This is a genomic window from Streptomyces sp. NPDC031064, assembly GCF_055570965.1.
This window is the reverse complement of record NZ_JBVIGF010000001.1, coordinates 673,976-698,707: the sequence shown is the minus strand read 5'-3', so window position 1 is coordinate 698,707 and position 24,732 is coordinate 673,976. Positions and strand designations below refer to the sequence as shown.

At 70.8% G+C, this 24,732-nt stretch carries 11 protein-coding genes and 2 CRISPR repeat arrays; all 11 genes read left to right on the top strand.

Going from position 1 to position 24,732, the window contains the following annotated elements; translation table 11 throughout:
* Window positions 1-890: 890 nt before the first annotated feature.
* A CRISPR array of direct repeats spans window positions 891-2,565; the repeat unit is 29 nt; unit sequence CGGACCACCTCCGCTCGCGCGGAGAACCC.
* A gap of 127 nt (window positions 2,566-2,692) precedes the next feature.
* The 11 genes from ACZ46W_RS02865 (at window position 2,693) to ACZ46W_RS02815 (ending at window position 24,732) form a co-directional block, all read left to right on the top strand.
* Complete coding sequence (locus ACZ46W_RS02865; RefSeq protein WP_468332410.1) at window positions 2,693-5,545, top strand: CRISPR-associated endonuclease Cas3''; 2,853 nt, start codon at window positions 2,693-2,695, stop codon at window positions 5,543-5,545.
* A 225-nt stretch (window positions 5,546-5,770) separates the two neighbouring features.
* Window positions 5,771-7,330, top strand: a complete 1,560-nt coding sequence (casA, locus tag ACZ46W_RS02860; protein WP_468330267.1) for a type I-E CRISPR-associated protein Cse1/CasA — start codon at window positions 5,771-5,773, stop codon at window positions 7,328-7,330.
* Between the two features lie 69 nt (window positions 7,331-7,399).
* Entirely contained in the window at window positions 7,400-8,161 is a 762-nt protein-coding gene (casB, locus tag ACZ46W_RS02855) for a type I-E CRISPR-associated protein Cse2/CasB (RefSeq protein ID WP_468330264.1), read from the top strand.
* Between the two features lie 63 nt (window positions 8,162-8,224).
* Window positions 8,225-9,406 (top strand): type I-E CRISPR-associated protein Cas7/Cse4/CasC, encoded by a 1,182-nt coding sequence (gene cas7e, locus ACZ46W_RS02850; protein ID WP_468330261.1) that lies wholly within the window; start codon window positions 8,225-8,227, stop codon window positions 9,404-9,406.
* Between the two features lie 5 nt (window positions 9,407-9,411).
* A complete protein-coding gene (gene cas5e, locus ACZ46W_RS02845; protein WP_468332407.1) occupies window positions 9,412-10,254 on the top strand; it encodes a type I-E CRISPR-associated protein Cas5/CasD in 843 nt (280 codons plus the stop codon).
* Window positions 10,251-10,919: a type I-E CRISPR-associated protein Cas6/Cse3/CasE gene (gene cas6e / locus ACZ46W_RS02840; RefSeq protein ID WP_468330258.1), complete on the top strand. Its 669-nt coding sequence runs from the start codon at window positions 10,251-10,253 to the stop codon at window positions 10,917-10,919. The genes cas5e and cas6e overlap by 4 nt, the downstream gene beginning before the upstream one ends.
* A gap of 71 nt (window positions 10,920-10,990) precedes the next feature.
* On the top strand, window positions 10,991-11,908 hold the full coding sequence (cas1e, locus tag ACZ46W_RS02835; protein WP_468330255.1) for a type I-E CRISPR-associated endonuclease Cas1e: 918 nt from the start codon (window positions 10,991-10,993) through the stop codon (window positions 11,906-11,908).
* 19 nt (window positions 11,909-11,927) lie between these two features.
* On the top strand, window positions 11,928-12,236 hold the full coding sequence (gene cas2e / locus ACZ46W_RS02830) for a type I-E CRISPR-associated endoribonuclease Cas2e (protein ID WP_468330252.1): 309 nt from the start codon (window positions 11,928-11,930) through the stop codon (window positions 12,234-12,236).
* An 18-nt stretch (window positions 12,237-12,254) separates the two neighbouring features.
* Window positions 12,255-12,588: direct repeats of the CRISPR family, unit length 29 nt; unit sequence GTGCTCTCCGCGCGAGCGGAGGTGATCCG.
* A gap of 2,044 nt (window positions 12,589-14,632) precedes the next feature.
* Window positions 14,633-15,904 (top strand): MFS transporter, encoded by a 1,272-nt coding sequence (locus tag ACZ46W_RS02825; protein WP_468330249.1) that lies wholly within the window; start codon window positions 14,633-14,635, stop codon window positions 15,902-15,904.
* Window positions 15,861-19,619: an amino acid adenylation domain-containing protein gene (locus ACZ46W_RS02820; RefSeq protein ID WP_468330246.1), complete on the top strand. Its 3,759-nt coding sequence runs from the start codon at window positions 15,861-15,863 to the stop codon at window positions 19,617-19,619. The genes ACZ46W_RS02825 and ACZ46W_RS02820 overlap by 44 nt, the downstream gene beginning before the upstream one ends.
* Window positions 19,620-19,689: 70 nt before the next feature.
* Window positions 19,690-24,732 (top strand): amino acid adenylation domain-containing protein, encoded by a 5,043-nt coding sequence (locus ACZ46W_RS02815; RefSeq protein ID WP_468330243.1) that lies wholly within the window; start codon window positions 19,690-19,692, stop codon window positions 24,730-24,732.

Below are 24,732 nucleotides of genomic sequence, written 5' to 3'. Positions count from 1 at the left end.
GCGCCCAGGGCCGGGCGTCGGGGCGCCGGGCGGCAGGGGAATGGGCCGAACCCATCCGGCCGCGGCGACAGCCGCCAAGGCCTCGTGCTCGACCTCGGCACGCTCCATGTGGGCGGGGCGGACCAGCCGGGCGAGCATCCGTCGCAGCACAGGAACGTCATGGCCACGGCGACCATGGCCCACGGTCCCCCTAGCGTCTGGGCGCGATGCACGATCTCAGGCCATGTCTGTGCGCAGTTCGGCGCGAGTGGACGGGTGCGCGAGGTGGGTGCGAACCCGGTCGACCGGCCAGGCCGCCCGGTCCGGCTCGTCACACACCAGGTGAGCGGGGAACGTGAGCGGCTTCGCGCTGTTGGCGAGAGAGAGGAATGCCTGCTCCAGCTCCCCGAGCGGGGAACGAAGAGCGCCGTGCGAACGGGTGGCAGCGGGTCGGTGGGCTTGGTGACGGTGGTGCATGATGCATCTCCCGTGACGGTGTGGACAAGTCCCGCTGCCACACCTCCCAAGCCCCCGCGCCATCAGCCCACCCGCACACCAGCCCCGTGTGACGTGCCGGCCCACTGGTCCGGCACGTGCGATGGCCCGCCGCTGGCTCCCCACAGATGGCCTGGAGGGATGCCGCCAACGGAGCAATGCGAATCGAACATAGAGACCACCTCCGCTCGCGCGGAGAACCCGGGGTGAACAGCAAGCACCGGTAGCCGTCGAACGGACCACCTCCGCTCGCGCGGAGAACCCGCGAGGGACATGACTGCGGACCGTTCCACCGACGGACCACCTCCGCTCGCGCGGAGAACCCCCACGCACGGACGGCGTCTCGCTACCCGCTGACGGACCACTCCGCTCGCGCGGAGAACCCGGGCTGCCCGGCCTAGGCAAGCGCAGCTAGGTCGGACCACCTCCGCTCGCGCGGAGAACCCGATCTGCTTGACCGTGTTGCGGTGCATCCCGGCGGACCACCTCCGCTCGCGCGGAGAACCCGTGGTGTGCGGGAAGCCGACCTCACTGCCGTACGGACCACCTGCGCTCGCGCGGAGAACCCAAGGTCAAGGAGAGTACAAGGCCGGGTACACCGGACCACCTCCGCTCGCGCGGAGAACCCTACGTCTCGACCGGAATCCACGGGGCGCCGATCGGACCACCTCCGCTCGCGCGGAAAACCCTGTCTCGTCCCGGCCGCCGGTTAGACGGCGGGCGGACCACCTCCGCTCGCGCGGAGAACCCTTCAGCCCCATCTGCTGGGCGACCGCGATGAGCGGACCACCTCCGCTCGCGCGGAGAACCCCACTCAGAAGAGAGCCCGAAGGAACACGCCCGCGGACCACCTCCGCTCGCGCGGAGAACCCTCGACCGGATCCTCGAAGGCGCCAACCGGAACGGACCACCTCCGCTCGCGCGGAGAACCCTTCGTTGGGATAGGTGGCTGTCGGTCGCCCGCCGGACCACCTCCGCTCGCGCGGAGAACCCCCGCTGCTGGTCACCAGCGACGAGCCATAGATCGGACCACCTCCGCTCGCGCGGAGAACCCGACAAGCACCGCGAACGGTTCGACCCCGAAGCCGGACCACCTCCGCTCGCGCGGAGAACCCTTCGTTGGGATAGGTGGCTGTCGGTCGCCCGCCGGACCACCTCCGCTCGCGCGGAGAACCCCCGCTGCTGGTCACCAGCGACGAGCCATAGATCGGACCACCTCCGCTCGCGCGGAGAACCCTTCCACACTCGCGACGACGAGATCGTCATCAGCGGACCACCTCCGCTCGCGCGGAGAACCCGACTCACGGTGCGGGTCGCCCGTCGCCGCCGTCGGACCACCTCCGCTCGCCCGGAGAACCCGCGCCGCGACGACGTGTCCGTCAGCTTGGCCTCGGACCACCTCCGCTCGCGCGGAGAACCCATCAGCGCGGCCGCGGCCTCGTCGAGCGTGACCGGACCACCTCCGCTCGCGCGGAGAACCCTTAGATGCCGCGGGCTGCGGTGGTGTCGGCGGCGGACCACCTCCGCTCGCGCGGAGAACCCCGTATGGGGCCAGGAGGCAGCAGCAAGTAGGGCGGACCACCTCCGCTCGCGCGGAGAACCCTAGCGCTCGCCGCAGTCCGGGCAGCCGTAGCGCGGACCACCTCCGCTCGCGCGGAGAACCCAGCACGCCGACGGACACCGTCCTCGAGGGCCGCGGACCACCTCCGCTCGCGCGGAGAACCCTTAGATGCCGCGGGCTGCGGCTTGGTCGGCGGCGGACCACCACCGCTCGCGCGGAGAACCCCTGGCGCTACGCGGATGCGGCCAGGCGATCTTCGGACCACCTCCGCTCGCGCGGAGAACCCCAGGTAGAGCAACTGGGCCAACCTGCTGTGACCGGACCACCTCCGCTCGCGCGGAGAACCCTTCACTCAGGCCACGGGTATTTTCACGCTCGCCGGACCACCTCCGCTCGCGCGGAGAACCCTGAGCCGCGTCCACGACCTCCGCATCCGTGACCGGACCACCTCCGCTCGCGCGGAGAACCCAGGATGACCCCATGACCGACCTGGTGAAGTTCCGGACCACCTCCGCTCGCGCGGAGAACCCTCTTCCTGACCTGCGAGTCTAGAGGAGCTTTGCCGTTTCTTTGCTATTCGCCGTGCGGCAGTCTGGTGAAGGGTTCATGCTCGTCCGGGCCTCATTGTCAGTGGCGGGTGCTAAGCCTGTCGGTGTGATGAAGCATGAGCACATCGTACTGAGCGATGTCCGTCCGGATGCTCGGCTGTGGGGCAAGGACAAGGGACTGTCTCGGCGTTACCCGGTGATGTGTCATTTGCTGGACACCGCTGCCGTGTGCCAGGCGTTGTGGGACTGCGTGCTGGGCGAGAGGCTGCGGGCTCGTGTTGCAGACGCCCTGGGCCTGTCGGGGGCGGAGGCGCGGGCGGTGGTGTCGTTCTGGGCGGGGCTGCACGATCTGGGCAAAATCACGCCAGTGTTCCAGGCGCAGGTCACGGAAGCGTTCGCCGTGGTGCGGGGCGAGCCTGGTTATCAGTCGGGGCCGGGTGCGGAGCGGGAGAGCGGGTTGCGTCATGAGATGGCGACGCATTGGTCGTTGGCGAACCTGCTGGCAAAGGCGGGTTATCCGGAGGGGCGTCGGCTGAAGGACGGGCGCCAGTTGCTACGAGGGGCTGTTGGTCACCAGGTGGCGCAAATGCTTGGTGGGCATCACGGGTGCTTCGGTGAGGTACTGCGCGAGCGGGAGTTGGTGCAGGCCGAGGCGTATCAGCCGGGGTTGGGTGGTGCCGGGTGGGCGGAGCAGCGGCGTGTGCATCTTGCTGAGGTGCGGCGGGTGACGGGTGCGGCTGCTGTGCCTGAGCGGGGACTGCCGGCGGAGCTGGCGGTTGTGGTGGCGGGGCTGGTTGTGGTGGCGGACTGGCTGGTGAGTCAGTCGAAGGTAGTGGAGTCGTTGATGCCGCCGCCGCGATGGCGGGGGACGGTCGGGGAGGTCGACGCGCACTGGCGGCGGGCATGTACGGCGGCTAGAGGCGTGGTGGCTGCAGCGGGAGTAGGGCGTGCGCGCTTTGCTGTGGACGCTTTCGAGGAGATGTTCCCCTTCGCTGCCAATTCGCTGCAGGCTGACCTGGTGGAGCGGTTGCCTGGCCTGGTCGAGCGCGGCGGTCCGGGGTTACTGCTCGTGACGGCGCCGACGGGGGACGGGAAGACCGAGGCAGCGCTATTCGCGGCGTCCGTGCTGGGGAAGGCCGCAGGGTGCCGGGGGCTGTATGTGGCGCTGCCGACCATGGCGACGGCGGATGCGATGTTCCCGCGGGTTCAGCGTTTTGCGGGGCATTCCCTTGAAGGAGATCGGGCGTTGACGCTGCTGCACTCGATGGCGTGGCTGCGTCCTGCTGTGGCGGTACCTGATGCGGTGGGGGAGGGGGTGGTGAGTGCTGGGTCGCTGACGGGGGTTGAGGCGGAGGCTTGGTTGCGGGGACGGCACCGGGGACTGCTGGCGCCGCTGGGTGTGGGGACGATTGACCAGGTGCTGGCGGGTGTGCTGCCGCTGAGATACAGCGCGTTGCGGCTGTTTGGGCTGATGGAGAAGGTTTTCGTCGTCGACGAGGCGCACGCGTATGGGCCGTGGATGCATCAGCTGCTGGTGAGGCTGCTGGAGTGGCTGGGGGCGCTGGGTGTTCCAGTGGTCCTTCTGTCGGCCACGTTGACTGGGCGAACGGCTGGCTCGCTGGTGGACGCCTACCGCCGCGGAGCCGGTTTTGACGGTTTGGCGGGCGTGGAGCCCCGTTATCCGGGCTGGTTGTTCGTGAGCGCGGAGACGGGTGAAGTGTCGGTGCCCCGTGAGGTGGCCAGCGAGCGAGCGCGGACGCTGGACGTAGTGATGCGGCCCGTGGCGTGGGACGTCGCCGATGGTGTGGGAGCACCGGTGCGGGGCGGAGGCCGGCGGAAGGCGCTGCGTGAGGAGCTTCGGTCGGTCGTGGAGGAAGGTGGTACGGCGTTGGTGTGCTGTACGACGGTGGCGGAGGCGCAGCAGACGTTCCGTGACCTGGTCCGCGCCTTTCCGGAGCTGGCAGGGCAGGAGGGCGGTCTGCGACTGTTGCACTCGCGGTATGAGGCCCGGATGCGGCAGCGGATCACCGCAGCGTGCGAGGCGGCATACGGAAAACCTCGTGGTCAGGGGGAAGCGGTATGGCCGCGGCCCACGTCGGTCCTGGTGGCGACCCAAGTGGTGGAGCAGTCACTCGATCTTGACTTCGACGTGGTGATCAGTGACCTTGCGCCACTGGCTCAGTTGCTGCAGCGCGCGGGACGGTGCCGCCGGCACGAGCGGGGAACCTCGGGGCGGCCGGCGTGGGCGGCGGCCGAGGACAAACCGCGGCTGGTCGTGCTGGACCCCCTGGCCGGACCCGGTGGCCGGGTGCCGGTGACCTGGGGTCGGGTATACGACGCGGGGCTGCTGAAGCGTACGTCGCTGCTGCTGTCCCGGGAAGGCGGCGGCGTCGCCGTACCGGCTGACGTGCAGCGGCTGGTTGACGAGGTGTACGCGGAGGACTTCGTTGACGGTCTGCACGAGTCGACGCGCCGGGAGCTGGAGCGTCTGGACGCCGAGCGGCAGGCCGAGGAGTCGGCGGAGGCGTATATGGCGGATCTGGTCGGGATCTGCGCACCGGGGGACGTCGAAGGGGACCTGCACCGGTTGAGCCGCCGGGAGAGCGGAGTTACGGAGGAGCTGCTGACGACGCGGCTAGGTGCGGACTCGGGACGGGTGCTGTGCGTGTACAAGCAGGGTGACGGCACGGTGGCCCTGGACGAGGCCGGAGGGGTGCCGTTGCCGGAGGGCGTGTTGTCGCGTGAGGCTCTGCAGGAAGTCATGGAGCATGTGGCGCCCGTGCCGGGCCGGTGGCTACGTGATGGCGCGGAGGGCCATCCTCCGCCGAAGGGGTGGGACAAGCACTCCGTGCTGCGGGACTTGGTGCTGCTGCCTATGACGCCTGGAGGCGATGGTGTCTGGAGCTGCCGTCACGGTGACCACACGATCACCGTGTCCGAGGTGGGGTTGGAAGCGAAGTGAACCCCTTCTCGGGCGTTCTCACTTTCTCAAGCACCAAACTTCGCTACCGTTCAACTAGGGCCAAAAGCAGCAGAGTTGGTCATGACTGCGATGCCCATGGCCATGCTCACCCGCTTGCGCGGGCACGGGGGTCCGGCCGTCGATAGCCCGCAAGCACCAAACGGCTCACCCCCGCTCCGGCGGGGCCCCTCATCTTCATTGTTGCCTACTGAATCGGACGTTCCCATGCCCGATGGCACCTACAGTCTCATCGACGAGCCGTGGATCCCGGTGCGCTGGCGCCCAGACGCACAGGCCGCATCTGAAGCTCTGCCGGAGCGGCTTGGGCTACGCGACGTTCTGCTGCGGGCCGAGGACATCGCGGGTCTTGCGGTCGCCGACCCGCCGGCGCACACGGCGCTGCTGCGGATCCTGTACGCACTGACGGCGCGCGTGACCAGCCTGGACGAGGCCGGGATGGGCGACTGGGCGGAACGGCGCATCGACGTCCTGGAGGAGGAACAGCTTCCTGCGAAGGGGATCAAGGCGTACTTCGACGAGTACAGGGAGCGGTTCTTCCTGTACGACCCGATGGGCGGCCGCCCGTGGATGCAGGATGCGCGTCTGGCCGAGCAGTGCGATGCGGGCAACACCGCCGGGGTGAACAAGCTGATCGTGACCAGGCCGGCGGGCAACAACCACGCCTGGTTCCGGCACGGCACGGACGCGGCACCGGACCTGCCGACTGCCCCGGAGGCGGTGCTGAATCTGCTGGTGTGGCACTACTTCGGGCCGTCGGGAAGATGTTCGTCCCGTGAGGTGCGTGAGGTGAAGAGCGCGAGCGCCACGGCGGGGCCGCTGCGGACCGCTCTGTCGTACCACCCGGAGGGGGAGAGCCTGTTCGAAACGTTGCTGGCGGGGCTCGTACCCCCGCCGCGTACGGTGCGGCGCGAGACCGACCAGTGTCCCTGGGAGTGGGAGGGGCTGCCTGACCCGGATGACGCGCCGCCGGTGCCGTCCGGTCCGTGTTCACGGCTGACGGCCTGTTCCCAGCACGCGTTGCTCCTCGTCCCGGAAGGCGACGGTGCACTGGTGCGGGATGCGTACATCACCTGGGCATACCGCAGCGGCCGCATTCCCCGTGATGACGACTTCCTGATCTGGCAGACCAGTCAGCAGAACAACCGTTACCCGCGCCCTGCCGATGCGAACAGGGCACTGTGGCGCGACCTGGACGCTCTGCTGCTCCTCCGGCCCTCCGGTACGGCGCAGCCACAGCGGCCCAAGGTGTTCCACACGGCTCACGATGTGTCCGACCATCTGCGTGTTCGGGCGCTGGGGTTCGATCAGGAGGGCCAGGCGAAGGACACCCAGTTCGTGGACGCCTCGACCCCGACGGTGTTCCACCTGGTCGAAGAGCACGCACCACACACGGCCCCTGCGGTCGGCCGGCTCCGGCAGCTCGGGGAGATGTTCGGCTGGCGCCTGGAGCGAGCGGTCAAGCGTGCGTGGACTACGTACGTCACCGACGCCAAGGCGAAACCGGATACCTGGGTCGCCGAAGCGGCAGCACGGTACTGGCCGCGGGCCGAGGCGGAGTTCTGGCGAAGGTTCCGCGAGCTGAGCCGGGCCGACGCCGTACCCGACGGCGGCCTCGACGCGGCCGCTGCGCGCAAGGCTTTCCTACGGGTGGCGGAGGAAGCGTACGAGGCGGTCACCGCGACCGTGATCCGCACACAGCGGGGCGCCAAGGCGGTTTCCGACGCCCGGATCGAACTGTACGGCGGCGCCCGAAAGAAGAAGTAGACCGACTGAGCACTTGCGCCGACGCGGCATGACACAGCGCGGCACAACCAGGATGTGGGGAGAGATGGGATGACGACCACGACACCACAGGAGACCGGCAGCAGCCCAGGCCAGCCGGAGCCGACGGTGCGCCGGCAGCGGTCGGCGCAGCCCGTACGGCGCGAGCAGGCGTTCGTCGTCTGGGTGGAGGCCCTGTGTGCCAAGGACGCGGGCGCGCGGACGGCACTACGCAGTGGTCTGCGCAAGGACCTGGACGCCGTGCAGCGGATGCACCGGTTCGTGGCTCCCTGGCTGCCACAGGACCGCACCTCGGAGGATGTACAGCGGGCGTACTACGCGGTCGCCGCGATGATCGCTGCCCAGCCGCGGGCTTCCATCGCGCCCGCGCGAGCCGAACCCGACGGCGAGGGACACGTCCCAGCAGAGGCGCCGGACCAGTACGCCCTCAGCGCGCCCGCGAAGGAGGGGGAGCCGGACACTGTGGCGCGGCTGTCCGGCACGAGCCTGGGTGCGGCGTTCGCCATCGCCGTCGGCAGTGGCCGGGACAGCCAGATGCGGGAGGGCACGGCTGAGGCCCGCCTGAACCTGCTGACCCGGCAGAGTCTGCCCGGCTTGCACCGCCACCTGCCCGCGTCGATCGCGTACCTGCAGGCGCTTGACGTGCCGGTCGACTTCGCGCAGATGCTGTCCGACCTCGCCCACTGGCGCCGCCACTCAGGACGCATCGCACGCCGGTGGCTGCAGGACTACTACCGCAAGCGGGCCCAGGCAGACCGGGACAACGCCGACCGGCTCGACGAGGAAGAAACCCTCGAACCCACCACCAACTAGCACCGCGAGCAGCCCATGCAGGCCGCACCGTTCCACCACGCCCTCAGAGAAAAGAGATCACCCATGCTTGCAGCAGCCGCTCGGTTCATCGACATCCACGTCCTGCAGTCCGTGCCATTCGCCAATCTCAACCGCGACGACACCAACGCCGTCAAAACCGTCCAGTACGGCAACATGCTGCGCACCCGCGTAAGCAGCCAGTCCTGGAAGCGAGCGGTACGCGCGGCCTTCGAGGAGCACATCGGTGATGCCGCCCTGCGTACGCGGCGGATCGGCGAGCGGGTCACGCGCTCCCTGGCGGACCGGGGCTGGCCCACCGACCTCGCCGAGCGCGCCGGCGGCCACGTCGCCGCCGCGTCCAGCATCAAATTCGAGCTCGCCAAGGACCCCAAGGACGCCAAGCAGCTCGTCCCGAACCGCGTCCTGACCAACGCAATGGTCTATGTGCCCGAGTCCGCCGTCGCCGAGCTCGCCGACATCGCCGAAGAGCACCGCCACACGCTGGAGATCGCGAAGGACATCAAGAAGCACACCGACAAGAGCGTTCTGCCCAAGGACCGCGTCGAGACGGTCCTGCGATCCCGCAACGGTGTGATCAACCTCTTCGGCCGCATGCTCGCCGAGGTCGACGACGCCGGCGTCGACGGCGCCGTCCAGGTAGCCCACGCCCTGACCACCCACGCCACCGACGTCGAACTCGACTACTTCTCCGCCGTCGACGACGTCACCGCCGCCTGGGGCGACTCCACCGGCAGCGGCCACATGGGACACGCCGAGTTCACCGCCGGAACCTTCTACCGCTACGCCACCCTTGACCTGCGCGACCTTGCCGCCAACCTGGAGGGCAGCACCTCCGAGCTCCGCGAACTCGCCCACGCCTTCCTCCACGCCTTCATCATGTCGCTGCCACAAGCCAAGAAGAACTCCACCGCCCCCCACACCATCCCCGACCTCGTCCACATCTCCGTACGCTCCGACCGGCCCCTGTCCTACGCCGCCGCCTTCGAACGCCCCGTCACCGCGGCCCGCGAAGGCGGATACGCCGTACCCTCCCGCGACGCCCTCGCTGCCTACGCCCGCGCCGCCAACACCATGCTCGGCACCCGCCACATCCTCACCGCAGGCTGGACCAGCCTGGAAACCAAGACCCTCGACGGTCTGGGCACCCGCCATGACGCCTACGACGACCTGCTCACCGCCGCCCTCGACGCCGCCCTGGCGCACCAGAGCGGAACCACCGCATGACCAGCATGCACCCCCCCGCGCCCGAACCCGGCCTGCTGCTGCGCCTCACCGGCCCCCTGCAGTCCTGGGGCCGTCACAGTCACTTCAACGAACGCGACACCGCCCCCTTCCCCAGCCGCTCCGGCATCATCGGACTGCTCGCCGCCGCCCTCGGGCGCAACCGGCACGCGCCGATCGACGACCTGACCACCCTGTCTGTAACCGTGCGCATCGACCGGCCCGGCGTACCGCTGCGCGACCTGCACACCGTCGGCGGCGGCCTGCCCGCACGCGCCACCGTCACCACCGCCGAGGGCAAGAAACGCAGCGGCGACACCACCACCCTGCTCACCCACCGCACTTACCTCGCAGACGCCGCCTTCTCCATCGCCCTCACCACCACCGACACCACCCCGCACCACCTGGATCACTTGGCCGAAGCCCTGCTCCACCCCCGCTGGCCCCTCTATCTAGGCCGGCGCTCCTGCCCCCCCGAAGGCCCACTCCTGCTCGGCGCGAGCGACGATGCACTGCACCACCTCATCCACCTGCCCATCGCCGCCCCACCGCCCCGCCCCGACCACGACCCGGGAATCACCTTCACCTCCGACCGCCCCCTCAACCGGCTCCCCGTACCCACCACCCTGCACACCGCGGACGCCACCGACGGCGATACCCCGGGCGGCGAGCTCAACGACCAGCCCACCACCTTCCACCCCCGCCGGCGCACCTACCGCTCAAGGCCCACCTACCAGCGCACCCTCCACCTACCCGCCACCCAGTACACCGGCCTGGGAACACCGCACCTTCAAACCCTCGACTCCTATACCACCGCGCACCTGAACCGCCCTGAAAGGAGCGCGAGTTGACCGTCTACCTCACCCGCATCGTCCCCGACCTCCGCTCCAGCGATGCGCGCCGGGACGCCCGCAGCTCCGTCGACACCCACCGCCGCCTGATGTCGCTCTTCCCCGACCACACCGGACACGACCCCCGAGCCCACTTCGGCGTCCTGCACCGTACCGACGACACCCCAACCGGGCCTCACCTCTTGGTCCAGAGCACCCACCAGCCAGACCTCACCCGCCTTCCGGTCACCTACGGCACCGCGCTCACCCGCCGACTCGACGCTCTCCTCGACGCCCTCCGCCCCGGCCTGACCATCCGCTACCGCTGCGTCGCCAGCCCCGTACGCAAACCCGGCGCCACAACCCGCGCCGCCTACAAACTGCCCCCCGTCGTCGCGCTCACCGGCACCGCCGCCGACGAGTGGTGGCTACGCCAGGCCGACAACGCCGGCCTGAAAGTCCTCAGCCTCCACTCAACGCCGCTCGACGCCGCCCGCGGCGCCCGCACTCACCACAACAAGAAAGAGAAGCAGCACATCCACCACACCCGCACCCGCTTCGACGGCACCGCATCGATCATCGACCCCAGCCTCCTCCGCACAAAGATCACCGAAGGAATCGGCCGCGGAAAGGCCTACGGCTGCGGACTATTCACCATCGCCCCGACCCGAACAGCCCAGCCATGACACCACCACAACCACCGCGCGCCCGCACACCAGCCGACGCCCGCCGCAAACTGGCCGCTCCCACCGTCGCCATGCTCCCCCGCATCGCCGACTCCCTTTCCTTCCTCTACCTCGACATCGTCCGCGTACAGCAGGACGACACCGGAGTCTGCGCGGAGATCACCACCGAACGCCGCGGCACCGAGACCGTCTACCTGCCGACCGCCGCCCTCAGCTGCGTCCTCCTCGGACCCGGCACCTCCATCACCGCGCGGGCCATGGCCGCCTTCGCCCGCCACGGCACCACCGTCGTCATCACAGGCTCCGGCGGCGTCCGCTGCTACGCCGCCACCGTCCCCGACTCCCTCAACACCACCTGGCTCGAACGCCAAGTCCGCCTCTGGGCCGACGACCACCAACGTCTCGCCGTCGCGACCGCGATGTACGAGACACGCTTCGGCATGGGCACCGTCCCGGCCGGCACCAGTCTCGACAAACTCCGTGGCATGGAAGGCCAACGCGTCAAGGCCCACTACCGGCTCCTCGCACAGCAACACAAAATCGGCCGGTTCCGCCCCTCCTACGACCCCGCCGCCTGGGACACCCAGGATCCCGTCAACCTCGCCCTGTCCTCCGCCAACACCTGCCTTTACGGCATCGTCCATGCCGCAATCACCGCTCTGGGCTGCTCACCAGCCCTGGGATACGTCCACAGCGGCAACCAACAAGCCTTCATCTACGACATCGCCGACCTCTACAAAGCTGAGCTGACCATTCCCCTGGCCTTCTCCCTGCACGCATCCCCTAACCCGGAAGCCGACGCCCGCCGCTCCTTCCGAGAAGGCCTACGCCTGTTCAAGCTCCTGCCCCGCATCGTCACCGACATCCAGAACCTCCTGGCCCCCGACCAAAAGCACGAGCCCTCTGACCCTGAAGAACAACTCGTCAACCTCTGGGACCCCGTCAGCGGATCAATCGCCGGTGGCACCAACCACGGACCCAACACATGACCACAAAGGGCAACACGCCGTGGCCTCCATGACCGTCATCTCGCTCACCGCAGTACCCGACCACCTACGCGGAGCCCTCACCCGCTGGCTGCTGGAAGTCACTCCCGAGCTCTACGTCGGCACCGTCTCCGCACGCGTCCGCGACGAACTCTGGGCATCTATCACGGAAACGATCGAGGATGGCATGGCCGTCCTCGCCTATCCCAGTGACAACGAGCAAGGCTTCACACTACGCACCGCAGGGACCCGCCGCCGAGAGACCGTGGACTTCGACGGCCTCACACTGATCAGCTTCCACCCAGGCAAAGAAACAGCAAAGCCTGCATAACGCTCCAGGTCAGGAAGTGTGCTCTCCGCGCGAGCGGAGGTGATCCGGGCATGGCCCGGGACACCCTGCCGGTGCTGCGGTGCTCTCCGCGCGAGCGGAGGTGATCCGGACAAGAAGTACGGCAACAACGAGAAGAAGGCGTGCTCTCCGCGCGAGCGGAGGTGATCCGCGGCGCAGCTCACGCTGTGGGCGGCGATCCTCGTGCTCTCCGCGCGAGCGGAGGTGATCCGTCCGCGGGGCCGTGCTGACGGACGTCGCCGTGGTGCTCTCCGCGCGAGCGGAGGTGATCCGCCAACCGGCAGGCCGCCTCCCAGGTCCGCGCCGTGCTCTCCGCGCGAGCGTAGGTGATCCGACCAGTTGTCAGCGGCTGTCGATACGCTCCTGGTGCTCTCCCACGCGAGCGGAGGTGATCCGATCTCGGCGACGGGCCCGTCCATCCCGGGGATGTGCTCTCCGCGAGAGCAGAGGTGATCCGGCGTGGGGCGAGGAACAGACCGCCCTCGTCCTGTGCTCTCCGCGCGAGCGGAGGTGATCCGGTCATCGGTACACCTGCCAAGGATGGCGGGGGGTGCTCTCCGCGAGAGCGGAGGTGATCCGGAGTTCGGGTGGGGGTTACCAGCGGCAGTGCTCTCCGCGTGAGCTGAGGCGAACCGGCGCACTGAGCCACGCTCGGCGATCCCCCGGCCGACGTGCGTTGACGGTGTTTAGTTGACTAGAGGATGTTGATTTCGCCGCTGGTCCACGGTTGGTTGGGAAATGGTTCAAGTCCCCCCTCGGACACCACTGAAATGCTGGTCGGGAGCGATCTCGGCCAGCATTTCGCGTTGTGCGGGCCGGCAGGTCATGCCGCAGCCCGAGCGCGCGCCAGAGGCGCTCCTTCTTGTCCTTCGTCAGCGCTGCGAAGCATGCCCGCCACGTCGAGTACGTCCGGCTCCCTGCTCGGGCGCCCAGGGCCGGGCGTCGGGGCGCCGGGCGGCAGCGGCGGCGCGACGTGCTTCGGTCTCGTTGATCCACCGGGCGACGCTGCGGAGTCGGTGGCTCCGCTCGATGATCATCGGCTTCCGGTCGGGGGCGAACTGCAGGGAGATCCACTGTCGAGTCGGGGCGTGACGTCGATCTCACGAAAGAAGACGCTGCGGGGGTGGTTCACCTTGTTGAACGCTGGGAGTCGGCTGAGGTCGGCCTGCCGGTCGGGGTAACCGGCCGAAGCGCAGGGCATCGGCAGTGGCCGGCCGTTGTCGCCGACGGCGTGGACGTTCCGGTGCGAGACCGGCCGCATGGTGCCATCCACCACGATCCACCGTCCCTGGTGGCCGCCAGCCCGCTCGCGGCGGGCCGCAGGGCGGACCGCGAACCCGGCCGTCCACACCGTTGCGTCGGACGCCACGACGGTGTCGTCGGCGCACCGCACCCGCGCCGCTTCGCTACGAGCGGGAGCCGCCGGGCCGCTCTCGTCCCCTCCCGGAGCGTGGCCCGCTACAGCGCCCGGTGGTACGAGGACCTGCCGCGCTGCATGAAGCCTGGAGCCCGAGGAGATGGTCGCCCTCCTCGGGCAGCGCCACTCCTCGACCGCGCGGCCGGACGCGTCGAGGTGCTGCGCGGCCTCGGGCGGTGGCTCGGTCCGGCGCTCGGCAGGGCGCCGCACGGGCGGTGAGGGCGGGCCGCCGACCGGTGGCCGGGGCGGGTGAACGGCGGGAAAACCGCCGCTTCATCGGCCGTAAGGCGAGCAAATTGTGTCGTGATCATGACTGAAAAGCGCGGTTGTCCGGAAGGGCTGCGATCAGCCGGCCGGACCAACCGCTCGCCGCGCCCCTCCCGCGGGCCCCCGGGACCGCCTCTCGGCCCCTGCGCGCCGGGCGTGCGCGCCCCGTGGCTCAGGGGCGGACCCACGCGCCGTCGCCATTCACCGTGCTCAGGAGCGTGCGCCCGGCGTGCGCCCGGTGCGGGGTTCCGTCCGGGCCGGCCGCCGTGGAGGGCGGCCGGAGGAGGAAGCCCGCGAGGCATCGCCCGGCCCGCTGCGCGGCGATGTGGTCGGCCGTCCGAACTCAAGCTCCAGAACAAGCCATTCCGCTGCGCTCTACCATCGTTGACGCGTTTCATGCGAACTGTTAGAACGAACGGCGGAAATTGCGCGCTGCTCCGGCAGTCCGCATTACGGGGGTGGGGGCACTTCTTGAGGACACTCGCACGGGGGATTCCGGACTCGAGGGCCGGAAACGAGCACGCCTGACAGGTCATACATAAAAACACCGGGGTCGCCGACGCATGCCCGCGTGCATGCGCGGCACATCACGCCCTGGCGTCTCTCCCATTCGCACACCCACGGCGGTGTTGGCGCATTTCATGCCACCCGCTGACTTCGCTTGCCTATCTCGGCCTACTGAACGGTGTGGAACGTGAAAGCATATCTGGCCATCCTGCGCATCGGTGACTACCGGTTGCTCTGGTCGGCTCTGGTCCTCAACCTGCTCGGCGACGGAGCCACTTACGCCGCTCTCGCCTGGATCACTGTGGAGGAGGCCGGCGCCGCCGGACTGGGAATCCTGGGAGTCTGTCTCACGCTCCCGGTGATCGCCGGAGGGGCCGTCGTCGGCCCGCTTCTCGACCGGTTCTCCCGGCGCAAGCTCTTCATCTACGACTCGGTCTTCCGGGGCCTGGTCGTCGCGCTGATCCCGCTCCTCGCCTTCGCGGACTCCCTTCACGTCTGGCACCTGTACGTCGTGGCGCTGGTGTACGGCTTCCTGAAGATCATCCCGCTGGCCGGCACGCCCGCCGTGCTGCCCGAACTGGTGCCCGCCGAGAAGCTCCAGGCGGCCTCCGGCCTGGAAGCCACCGCCATGGGCGCGGCCAACGTCCTCGGCCCGGCCATCGGCGCGGGTCTCATCACCCTCTTCGGCGCACCCAACGTCCTGCTTCTGGACGCCGCGACCTACCTGCTCTTCGCCTTCCTGATCAGCCGGATCAAGGACCCGATGGGCCGCCCCGAGCCCGCGGGGACCACCGGCGACGCACCGCAGCGGCCCGGCTGGGCACCCGTCTTCCGGCTCATCGTCCGCGACCGGTTCCTGCTCGTGCTCACGCTCTCGTTCGGCGCCTTCAACGTCTCCGCCGGCGCCCTGGTGGTCGCGCTGCCGTGGCTGGCGAAGTTCGAGTTCGGCAGCGGGCCCGGGGTGCTCGGCCTCATGCTGGCCGTGATGGCGGCGGGCGAACTCATCGGCTCGCTGGTCTCCGGCGCCGTACAGACCTCCGAGAAGCAGATGCTCCGCATCGGTGTCTTCCAACTGCTCTCCGGCGCCGTCCTGTTCTTCCTCATCCCGACCGCGCTCCCCTGGATCCTGCTCGGACTGGCGCTCAACGGCATCCTGTCGGCGCCCATGACCGTCCTCGGCGGCGTGGTGCGGATGACCCGGGTGCCCAACGAGATGCGTGGCCGCGCCATGACGCTGATGCGCACGGTGATGGCGGGCGCCCTGCCCGCCGGTTCCGCGCTCGGCGGCTTCCTACTCACCGACAGCCACTACCAGGGGCTGATCATCGCCGTCGCCGCGCTCGCCGCCGCGCCCGGCATCCTGACGGTCGTCCTCTTCCGCCGTACCCCGTTCAGATTGGGGGTGACCGCGGCCGATGACCAGCAGACCAAGAGCGACACCGTCCCTTCCGGCTCCTGACACCGGCGAACCCGTCCTGCTCGTCACCGACCACCCGCGCGGCCTCGACAGCGGCACGGCGCACTTCCGCACCCTCACCCTCGACTTGCCGGCCCTGCCGCGCCACGGCGCCGACGCGGAGGAGGGCACCCTGCTCCTCGCCGCCTACGCCGTGCTGCTGCACCGGTACACCGGCCGCCGCCGGCTCCTCGTCGACACCGACCACGGGGCCCTGACGCTCACCGTGGACCCGGCCGGAACGGTCGCCGCCCTGCTGGCCGGGTGCGCCACGCCGCGGCCCGCCGGGCCCCCGGCCGGCACCGCCGTGCGGTACGCGGACCGCACGGCCCCCGGTGCCCCGACGACCGCGACGGCGACGGAGGCGGCGGCGCCCGGCGAGGCGGCCGAGCTGCTCCTGACCCGCGAGGGGGACCGGGCCCGCCTCGCGTACCGCTCCTCCCTGTTCGAACCGGCCACGATGGAACGTTTCGGCGAACACCTGCTGCGCGTACGGGAGTTCCTCGCCCGCCGGCCCGACGCGACCGTCGGCGAGGCGGACCTCCTCGCGGAGGGCGAACAGGAGCTGATCCTCGGCTCCCTCAACGACACGGCCACCGACTGGCCGGACACGGCCACGGTCCACGGGCTCTTCGCCGAGCAGGCCCGGCGCACCCCGGAGGCGACCGCCGTCACCTGGGCCGGCGGGCGGATGGACTACCGCGAGCTCGACGGACGGTCGGCCGACCTGGCCGCCGCGCTGCGCACCTGCGGGGTTCGCACCGGCGACCGGGTGGGGCTCCGCGCGGCGCACGGCCCGGAACTGGTCGTCGCGGCGCTGGGCATCCTCCGCACCGGAGCCGCCTATGTCGCGCTGGAACCCGGCCACCCGGCCGAGCGCACCGCCTGGCTGCTGGCCGACTCCTCGGCGCGGGTGCTGGTCACCGGCCCCGGCCTCCCGGCCGAGCCGCCCTTCGACGGCACGGTCCTGACCGTGGACGCCCAGAACCACCGGAACGACGCCGCCACCGCCGCGCCTCCCGCCACCGCCGAGCCCCCCGCCACCGCCGAGTCCGTGTCCGCCGGCGACCTGGCGTACATCTGCTACACCTCCGGCACCACGGGTACGCCGAAAGGCGTCCAGGTCACGCACCGCAATGTGGTCCGGCTGGTGAAGGGGACGCACTACGTACCGTTCGGGCCGGACACCAGAATGCTGCCCACCGGTTCGGTCGCTTTCGACGCGAGCACCTTCGAGATATGGGGCCCGCTGCTGAATGGCGGAAGTCTCCACATGGCCGACCGCGACGTCATTCTCAACGCCCTCGAATTGGGCCGGGAACTGAGCACACGGCGGATCACCACCATGTGGCTGACCTCCCCGCTCTTCAACCAACTGGTGGAGCAGGACGCGAAAGCGTTCCGCCCCCTGAGGGAACTCGTCGTCGGCGGCGACGCGCTTTCCTCCCCGCACGTGGCGAAAGCCCTCGACGCCTGCCCGGAATTGACGGTGGTCAATGGGTACGGGCCGACGGAGAACACCACGTTCTCCCTCACCCACCGCGTCACCCGTGACGATCTGGACGGCCGCCGCATTCCCATCGGCCGGCCGATCGCCAACTCCACCGCGTACGTCCTCGACGAGGCGGGGCGCCTGTGCCCCGTCGGCGTGCCGGGCGAACTGTGCCTGGGCGGGGCGGGCGTCACCCTCGGCTACCTGGGCCGGCCGGACCTCACCGCCGAGCGGTTCACCGAGGACCCCTTCGTCCCCGGCGGCCGGATGTACCGCAGCGGCGACCTGGCGCGGCTGCGGCCCGACGGTGTGATCGACTTCCTCGGGCGCCGCGACCACCAGGTCAAGATCCGCGGGTTCCGCATCGAACCCGCCGAGGTCGAGAAGGCGATGCTCGGCCACCCCCGGGTCGCCGAGGCCGTCGTGACGGCACGGCCCATGCCGGGCCGCGGCGACCTGCGGCTGTGCGGCTACTACGCGGGCCCCCGGCCGCCCGCGCCGGAGGAACTGCGCGACCACCTCGCCCGCAGGTTGCCCGGCCACATGGTCCCCACCCACCTGGTGCCCCTGGAGCGGCTGCCGCTCGCCCACACCGGCAAGGTGGACCGGGACCGGCTCCCCGGCCCGGACGGCTCGCCCCTGCTCGCCGCGACCCCGTACACCGCGCCGGCCGACGACATCGAGCGCACGCTCGTCGAACTGGCCGAGGCGGCACTCGGCCTGACCGGTATCGGCACCGGCCACGACCTGCGCGACCTGGGCGCCGACTCGCTCACCGCGACCCTGATCGCCGCCGGGGCGCAGGAGCGGCTGGGCCGCCACTGCCCGGCGGGCGCGGTGCTGAGCAGCGGTACGCCCGCCCGCCTCGCCGCCCTGCTGCGGGACGCCACCGCCACCGCCGCGGCGCGCATCCCGGCCGCTCCCGACGCCGGCACCTACCCGGTGACCCCGCAGCAGCGGCAGGTCTACCTGGAGCAGATCAAGGACGAGCGGGCCGTGCACTACAACGTGCCCGTCACCCTCGACCTGCCCGCCGGAACCGACCCGGCGCGCCTCGGCGACGCCCTGCGGCGGCTCCCGGAGTACCACGAGGCGCTGCGCACCCGCTTCACCATCGAGGGCGGCGAGGTCCGCCAGTGCGTCGACGCCCACGCCGAGCCCTCGGTACGGGTCGTCGACGACCCGCGCGACGCCACCCCGCCCGGCGCGTTCGTCCGCCCCTTCGACCTGGCGCGGGCACCACTGTGGCGCGCCGAGGTGCACCGCGCGGGCGAAGGCGTCCGGCTGCGGCTGGACCTCCACCACATCATCGTGGACGGCTTCTCCCTGACCCCGCTCCTGGAGGACCTGGCGCTGTTGTACGCGGGCGGCGAACCCACCCCGCCCTCCCGCACGTACCGGGACTACGCGGTATGGCTCCGCGGGCGCGACGCCACCGCGGCCCGCGAGGCCCAGGCCCCGCACTGGGAGAAGGTGTTCGCCCAACCGGTCGACCCGGCGGACCTGCCCACCGACCACCCCCGCCCGGCGCTGCGCGCCCTCGACGGCGACGTCCTCGCCTTCGACCTCGGCCGCGAACGGACCGACCGGATCCGCGCCGTGGCACGCGCGCACGACGTCACACCGTTCGCGGTGCTGGCGTCGGCGTACGCCCTGCTGCTGTCCGGGCTCAAGCGCACGGCCGACATCACGATCGGCACCCCGGTGTCCGGCCGCACCGTCCCCGGGCTGCACCGCACCGTGGGCATGTTCGCCAACACCGTCGTCCTGCGCCTCGACGCCGACCCCGCCCTGCCGTACGACGCCTTCCTGCGGCGTACCGGCGAGGCCGCTCAGGAGGCCTCCGCACACCAGGACTTCCCGTTCGAGGAGGTCGTGGCCCGGACCGGCCCCGCGCGGGACTACAGCCGCACCCCGCTGTTCGACGCGCTCCTCGCCCTGCACAGCGCGCGCTACCTCTCCGTCGACTTCCAGGGCACCCGCGTACCGCTGCGCCTGGAGCAGACCGGGCAGGCCGTCTTCGACCTCAACATGCAGATCCACGAGGCCCCCGGCGGCCTGAGCGTCGCCTGGCAGTACGCCGCGGGACTGCTGCGCCGCGACACGGTCGAGTCCTGGCGCGACACCTTCACCTCGGTGCTCGACACGGCGACCACCGACCCGACCACCTCCCTGGGCGCCCTCCTGCCCGCCCCCTCCGGCTTCGACCTCGACTTCGATCTCTGACTGCTCACGGCACCACGCGCACAACACAGCCCGTCACGCACTCACTCGCAGCTCGATCCAGGAGACACCTATGCCGTCGCACCACCCCGAGGCAGCACCCTCCGCGCAGGCCGCCCACTGGCGATCCCAGCTGGCCGCGCTCACGGAGACCTCCGGCTTCCTGTCCGACTTCCGCCCGGCGGCGGACCGGGAGCGGGTGCCCACCGCCACCCACGCGGTACGCCTCGGACCCGAACTGACCGCCCGCCTCGACCGCGTCAGCCGCGACCGGCCGGAGCAACTGCACGTCGTCCTGACCGCCGCCCTGATCGCCCTCGTCGGCCGCTGCACCGGCCAGGAGGACGTCGTCGTCGCCCAGCCGACCCGCGGCGCCGCCCCCGCCCACGCCGGCGGACCGCTCCTGCTGCGCACCGCCCCCACCGGCACCCTCCGCGAACTGCTGGCCCGGGTCGCCGCCGCCGTCCGGGACGCCGAGCGCCACCAGGACTGCGACGTCGCCGCCGTCGCCGCCGAACTGGGCCGCCTCGACGCCTTCGACACCGCCATCGAGCTCACCGGCTTCCACGACGCCGGGTACGCCACCCCCGCCGCCACCCGCTTCACCATCTCCCGCGAGGACATCTCCCGCGAGGACGACGGACTCGTCGTCACCGTCACGTACGACACCGACCGCCTCGCCGAGGACTCCGTCCACCGCATCGCCGGCCACTACGCCCTGCTGCTGGACCTCGCCACCTCGGAGCCCGACCGGCAGGTCACCGACCTGCGGCTGTGGACGGACGAGGACGCGGCAGTCATCGAGGCGAGCAACGCCACCGACCGGCCCTTCGACGACCAGGCCACCCTGCACGGCCTGTTCACCGCGCAGGCGGCCCGCACCCCCGAAGCGCCCGCGCTCCTCACCGACACCGGCACCGTGACGTACGGCGAACTCGACGCCCGCTCCGACCGGCTCGCGCACACCCTGCGCGGACGTGGCATCGGCCCCGGCACCGTCGTCGCCCTGGTCGCGGAGCGCTCGCCCGAGATGATGACGGGCCTGCTCGCCGTGCTGAAGGCGGGCGGCGCCTACCTGCCCGTCGACCCCTCCTACCCGCAGGCCCGCATCGACTTCCTCCTCGCCGACAGCGGTGCGCGCCTGGCGCTCACCCAGGCCCGGTTCACCGCGCTCCTCGGCGACACCCCGGCGCTCGACCTGGAGGACCCCGCCGCGTACGCCGGCACCGACGGGCCGGCCGAGCCGGCGGGCGACGCCGGCGACGTCGCGTACGTCATCTACACCTCCGGCTCGACCGGCCGCCCCAAGGGCGTGCAGGTGGAGCACCGCAGCGCCGTCAACCGGCTCGCCTGGATGCAGAACGCCTACCCCCTCGGGGCCGGCGACGTCATCCTCCAGAAGACCTCCGTCTCCTTCGACGTCTCCGTCTGGGAGCTGTTCTGGTGGTCCCTCGCCGGTGCCGCCCTCGCCCTGCCCGCGCCCGGCGCCGAGAAGGACCCCGCCGAACTGCTCGCCGCGCTCGACCGGCACTCCGTGACGACCCTGCACTTCGTGCCGTCGATGCTCAGCATGTTCCTCGGCCACCTCGACCGGTTCGGCGACGCCTCCCGGGCCCGGAGCGTGCGGCAGGTCTTCGCCAGCGGCGAGGCCCTCACCCCCGCCCAGGCCGCGCAGTTCGCCGAACTGCTTCCCGAGGCCCGCCTGATCAACCTGTACGGCCCCACCGAGGCGACCGTCGACGTCACCCACCAGCCCGTCACCGGCCTCGACCGGGCGGACCGCCGCGCCCGGCTGCCCATCGGCCGGCCGATCGACAACATCCGGATGCACGTCCTCGACGACCAGGGTCACCCGTGCCCCGTGGGCATGCCCGGTGAACTCCACGTGGCCGGCGTCGGCCTGGCCCGTGGCTACCTGGACAGACCGGAGCTGACCGCCGAGAAGTTCACCGGCGGCGCCGCGGTCGGCGAGGAACGGCTCTACCGCACCGGCGACCGCGCCCGGTGGCTGCCCGACGGCACCCTCGACTACCTGGGGCGCGTCGACCTCCAGGTCAAGGTCCGCGGCTTCCGCGTCGAACCGGGCGAGATCGAGGAACGGCTGCGGGCCCACCCGGACGTCCGGGACGCCGCGGTGGTCGCCGTGGACGACGGTCTGACCGCCTCCCTGCGGGGCTTCGTCGTACCGGCCGGGGAAGCGCCGGCCGAGAGCGCGCTCAAGGACCACCTGCGCGAGACGCTGCCCGCCTACATGGTGCCCGGCCGCATCCTCGCCCTCGACGAACTGCCGCTCACCCCCAACGGCAAGCTGGACCGCGCGGCCCTGCGCGGCCCCGACGCGCTGCGCCCGAAGCCCGCCGGCCACGTCGCCCCGCGCACCGAGCACGAGAAGACCCTCGCGGAGATCTGGCGTGCGGTCCTCGGCCGCGACCGGATCGGCGTGAACGACAACTTCTTCGCCCTCGGCGGGAACTCGATCCACTTCGTATCGGTCCTCGCCAAGGCCCGCGAGGCGGGGCTGGAGTTCACCTTCCAGCAGCTCTTCAAGCACCAGACCATCGCCCGGCTGGCCCGCTGCATCGAGGACGCGAACGAGTCCGCGACCGCCGAGGCGGACGTCGCCGCCCGGGGCGCGTTCCGGCCCTTCGAGCTGATCGGCGACGCCGACCGGGCCCTGCTCCCGAAGGACGCCGAGGACGCGTACCCGCTCTCCATGCTCCAGGCCGGGCTGATCTTCCAGACCGAGATCACCGGCGGGCTCGGCCAGTACCACGACGTGCTGAGCTACTCGATCACCGGCACCTTCGACACCGAGGCCTTCACCGAGGCCGTACGCCTGCTCACGTCGCGCCACCCGATCCTGCGCACCACCTACCACCTCACCGGCTACAGCGAGTTCCTCCAGATCGTGCACCGGGAGGTCGACCCGCCGCTGACCGTCGCCGACCTGCGCCACCTCGACGCGGCCGGGCAGGAGGCCTGGCACCAGGAGTGGCTGGCGAAGGAGAAGGCCCGCCGCTTCGTGTGGGAGGAGGGCGGGCTGGTCACCCTGCACGTCCAGGTGCTCGGCGACGACCTGTTCCGCTACACCGTCAGCCAGCACAACTCGGCACTCGACGGCTGGTCCATCTCGCTGCTGCACACCCAGCTCTTCGAGCTGTACCACCAACTGCGCGAAGGCCGGGACACCTCCCGCCCGCCCGTCGACAACCACCTGCGCAACTTCGTCGGCCTGGAGACCGAGGCACTGCGCTCCCCGCAGTCCCGGGACTTCTGGCTGAAGGTGCTGCGGGACCCGCACCCCGCCGACGTGCCGCCCCGGCCCGGTGCCGAGCCCACCGACGACTTCCGCGTCGTCCTGCGGGACGTGCCCCTGCCGAGCGGGCTCACCCAGCGGATCGAGGCGACCGCCGACGCCCTGTCGGTGCCCTTCAAGGACGTGCTGCTCGCCGCCCACATGAAGGTCCTCGCCCTGGTGTCCGGACAGGACACGGTGATGACCGGCTACGAGCACAGCGGCCGGCCCGAGCTGCCGGGCGCGGAGACCACCCTCGGCCTGCACCTCAACACCGTGCCCTTCCAGGTCGACCTCGCCGGCGGGAGCTGGGCCGACCTGATCCGCCGCGTGTACCGCGCCGAGGTCGACCTGCTGCCGCACCGGCGCTACCCCATGGCCCGGATGAAGCAGGACCTCGCCACCCAGCGCGTCCTGTTCAGCACCACCTTCAACTTCACCCACTTCTACCTGCTGCAAAACCTCAAGCAACTGCCGGAGTTCTCCATGCTGGACATGCGGGTCGACTCCGAGACGGAGTTCCCGTTCCGCACCGAGTTCTCCCGGCACTTCTTCGACGACGAGCTCCAGCTCTGCCTGCACTTTCACACCCACCTGTACGACGAGGCGCAGATCGACCGCATCGGCGGCTACTTCGTCCGGGTACTGGAGCTGATGGCCGCGGAGCCCGACGCGCCGCACGACGCCCACGCCCTGCTCGTGGACGAGGACCTGGCCCTGCTGGGCCGCACGCCCACGTCCGCCACCCGGGCGGCGGACCCGGCCACCGCCACCGCCGGCAGCGCGTCCGAGGCCACCGTCACCCGCATCCGGGACGCCTGGGCGAACGTCCTCGGCACCCCGTCCTCCGCCATCGCCCGCGACGGCGACTTCTTCGCCCTCGGCGGCAACTCCCTGTCGGCGCTCCGCGTCGTGCTGGAACTGGACGGCCTGGTCACCCTCTCCGACCTCACCCGCACCTCACGCCTCGATGAACTGGCCGCCCTGGTGGACGAGCGCTCCGCGCGCGAGGAGGGCACCGGCCAGGAGGACGGCGAACTGCTCCAGCGGCTGACCAGCGCCCCCGGCGAGGCCGCCCTCGGAGCGGTGATCTGCGTCCCGTACCCCTGCGGCCACCCGGTCAACTTCAAACCGCTCGCCGAGGCCATCGAGAAGCTCACCCCCGACCTCGTCGTGTACGGCGTCGAACAGCCGGGGCACAGCCCCGAGCGCCGGGGCGAGTTCACCGACGTCACCGAGACGGCGGTGCGGATCGTCGACGAGATCGAGCAGCGCGCCGACCTGCCGCTGATCCTCTGGGGCCACTGCGGCGGCGCCGCCGTGACCGTCGAGCTGGCCCGCGTCCTGGAGGAGCGCGGCTTCGACCTCCGGCACGTCTTCATCGGGTCCAAGCTGCTGCCGCCCGTCTCCGACATGCGCGAGTCCATCGCCATGATCGACGGCTGGAGCGACGAGGAGATCATCAGGTACATGGTCGAGGAGACCGGCTACAGCGAACTGGACGGCCTCGACCACCGCTACATCTCCTTCCTCGGCGACTCGTTCCGCCACGACGTCTGCGGCGGCTACCGCTACTTCATCGGGCGCACCGAGCAGCCGTCCGGGCGGCGCATCGAAGCACCGTTCACAGTCGTCGTCGCCGACGACGACCAGGGCCTCACCCACGCCGCCGAGGCCCACCGCTCCTGGGAGCTGCTCGCCGAGGACGTGCGCTTTCGGCGACTGGCGTCCGGCGGCCACTACTTCGTACGAGGAAACCCCGCCGGCACCGGCGAACTGATCGAGCGGGCGTGGGCCACCACGACCGAGATGGAGGGCTGA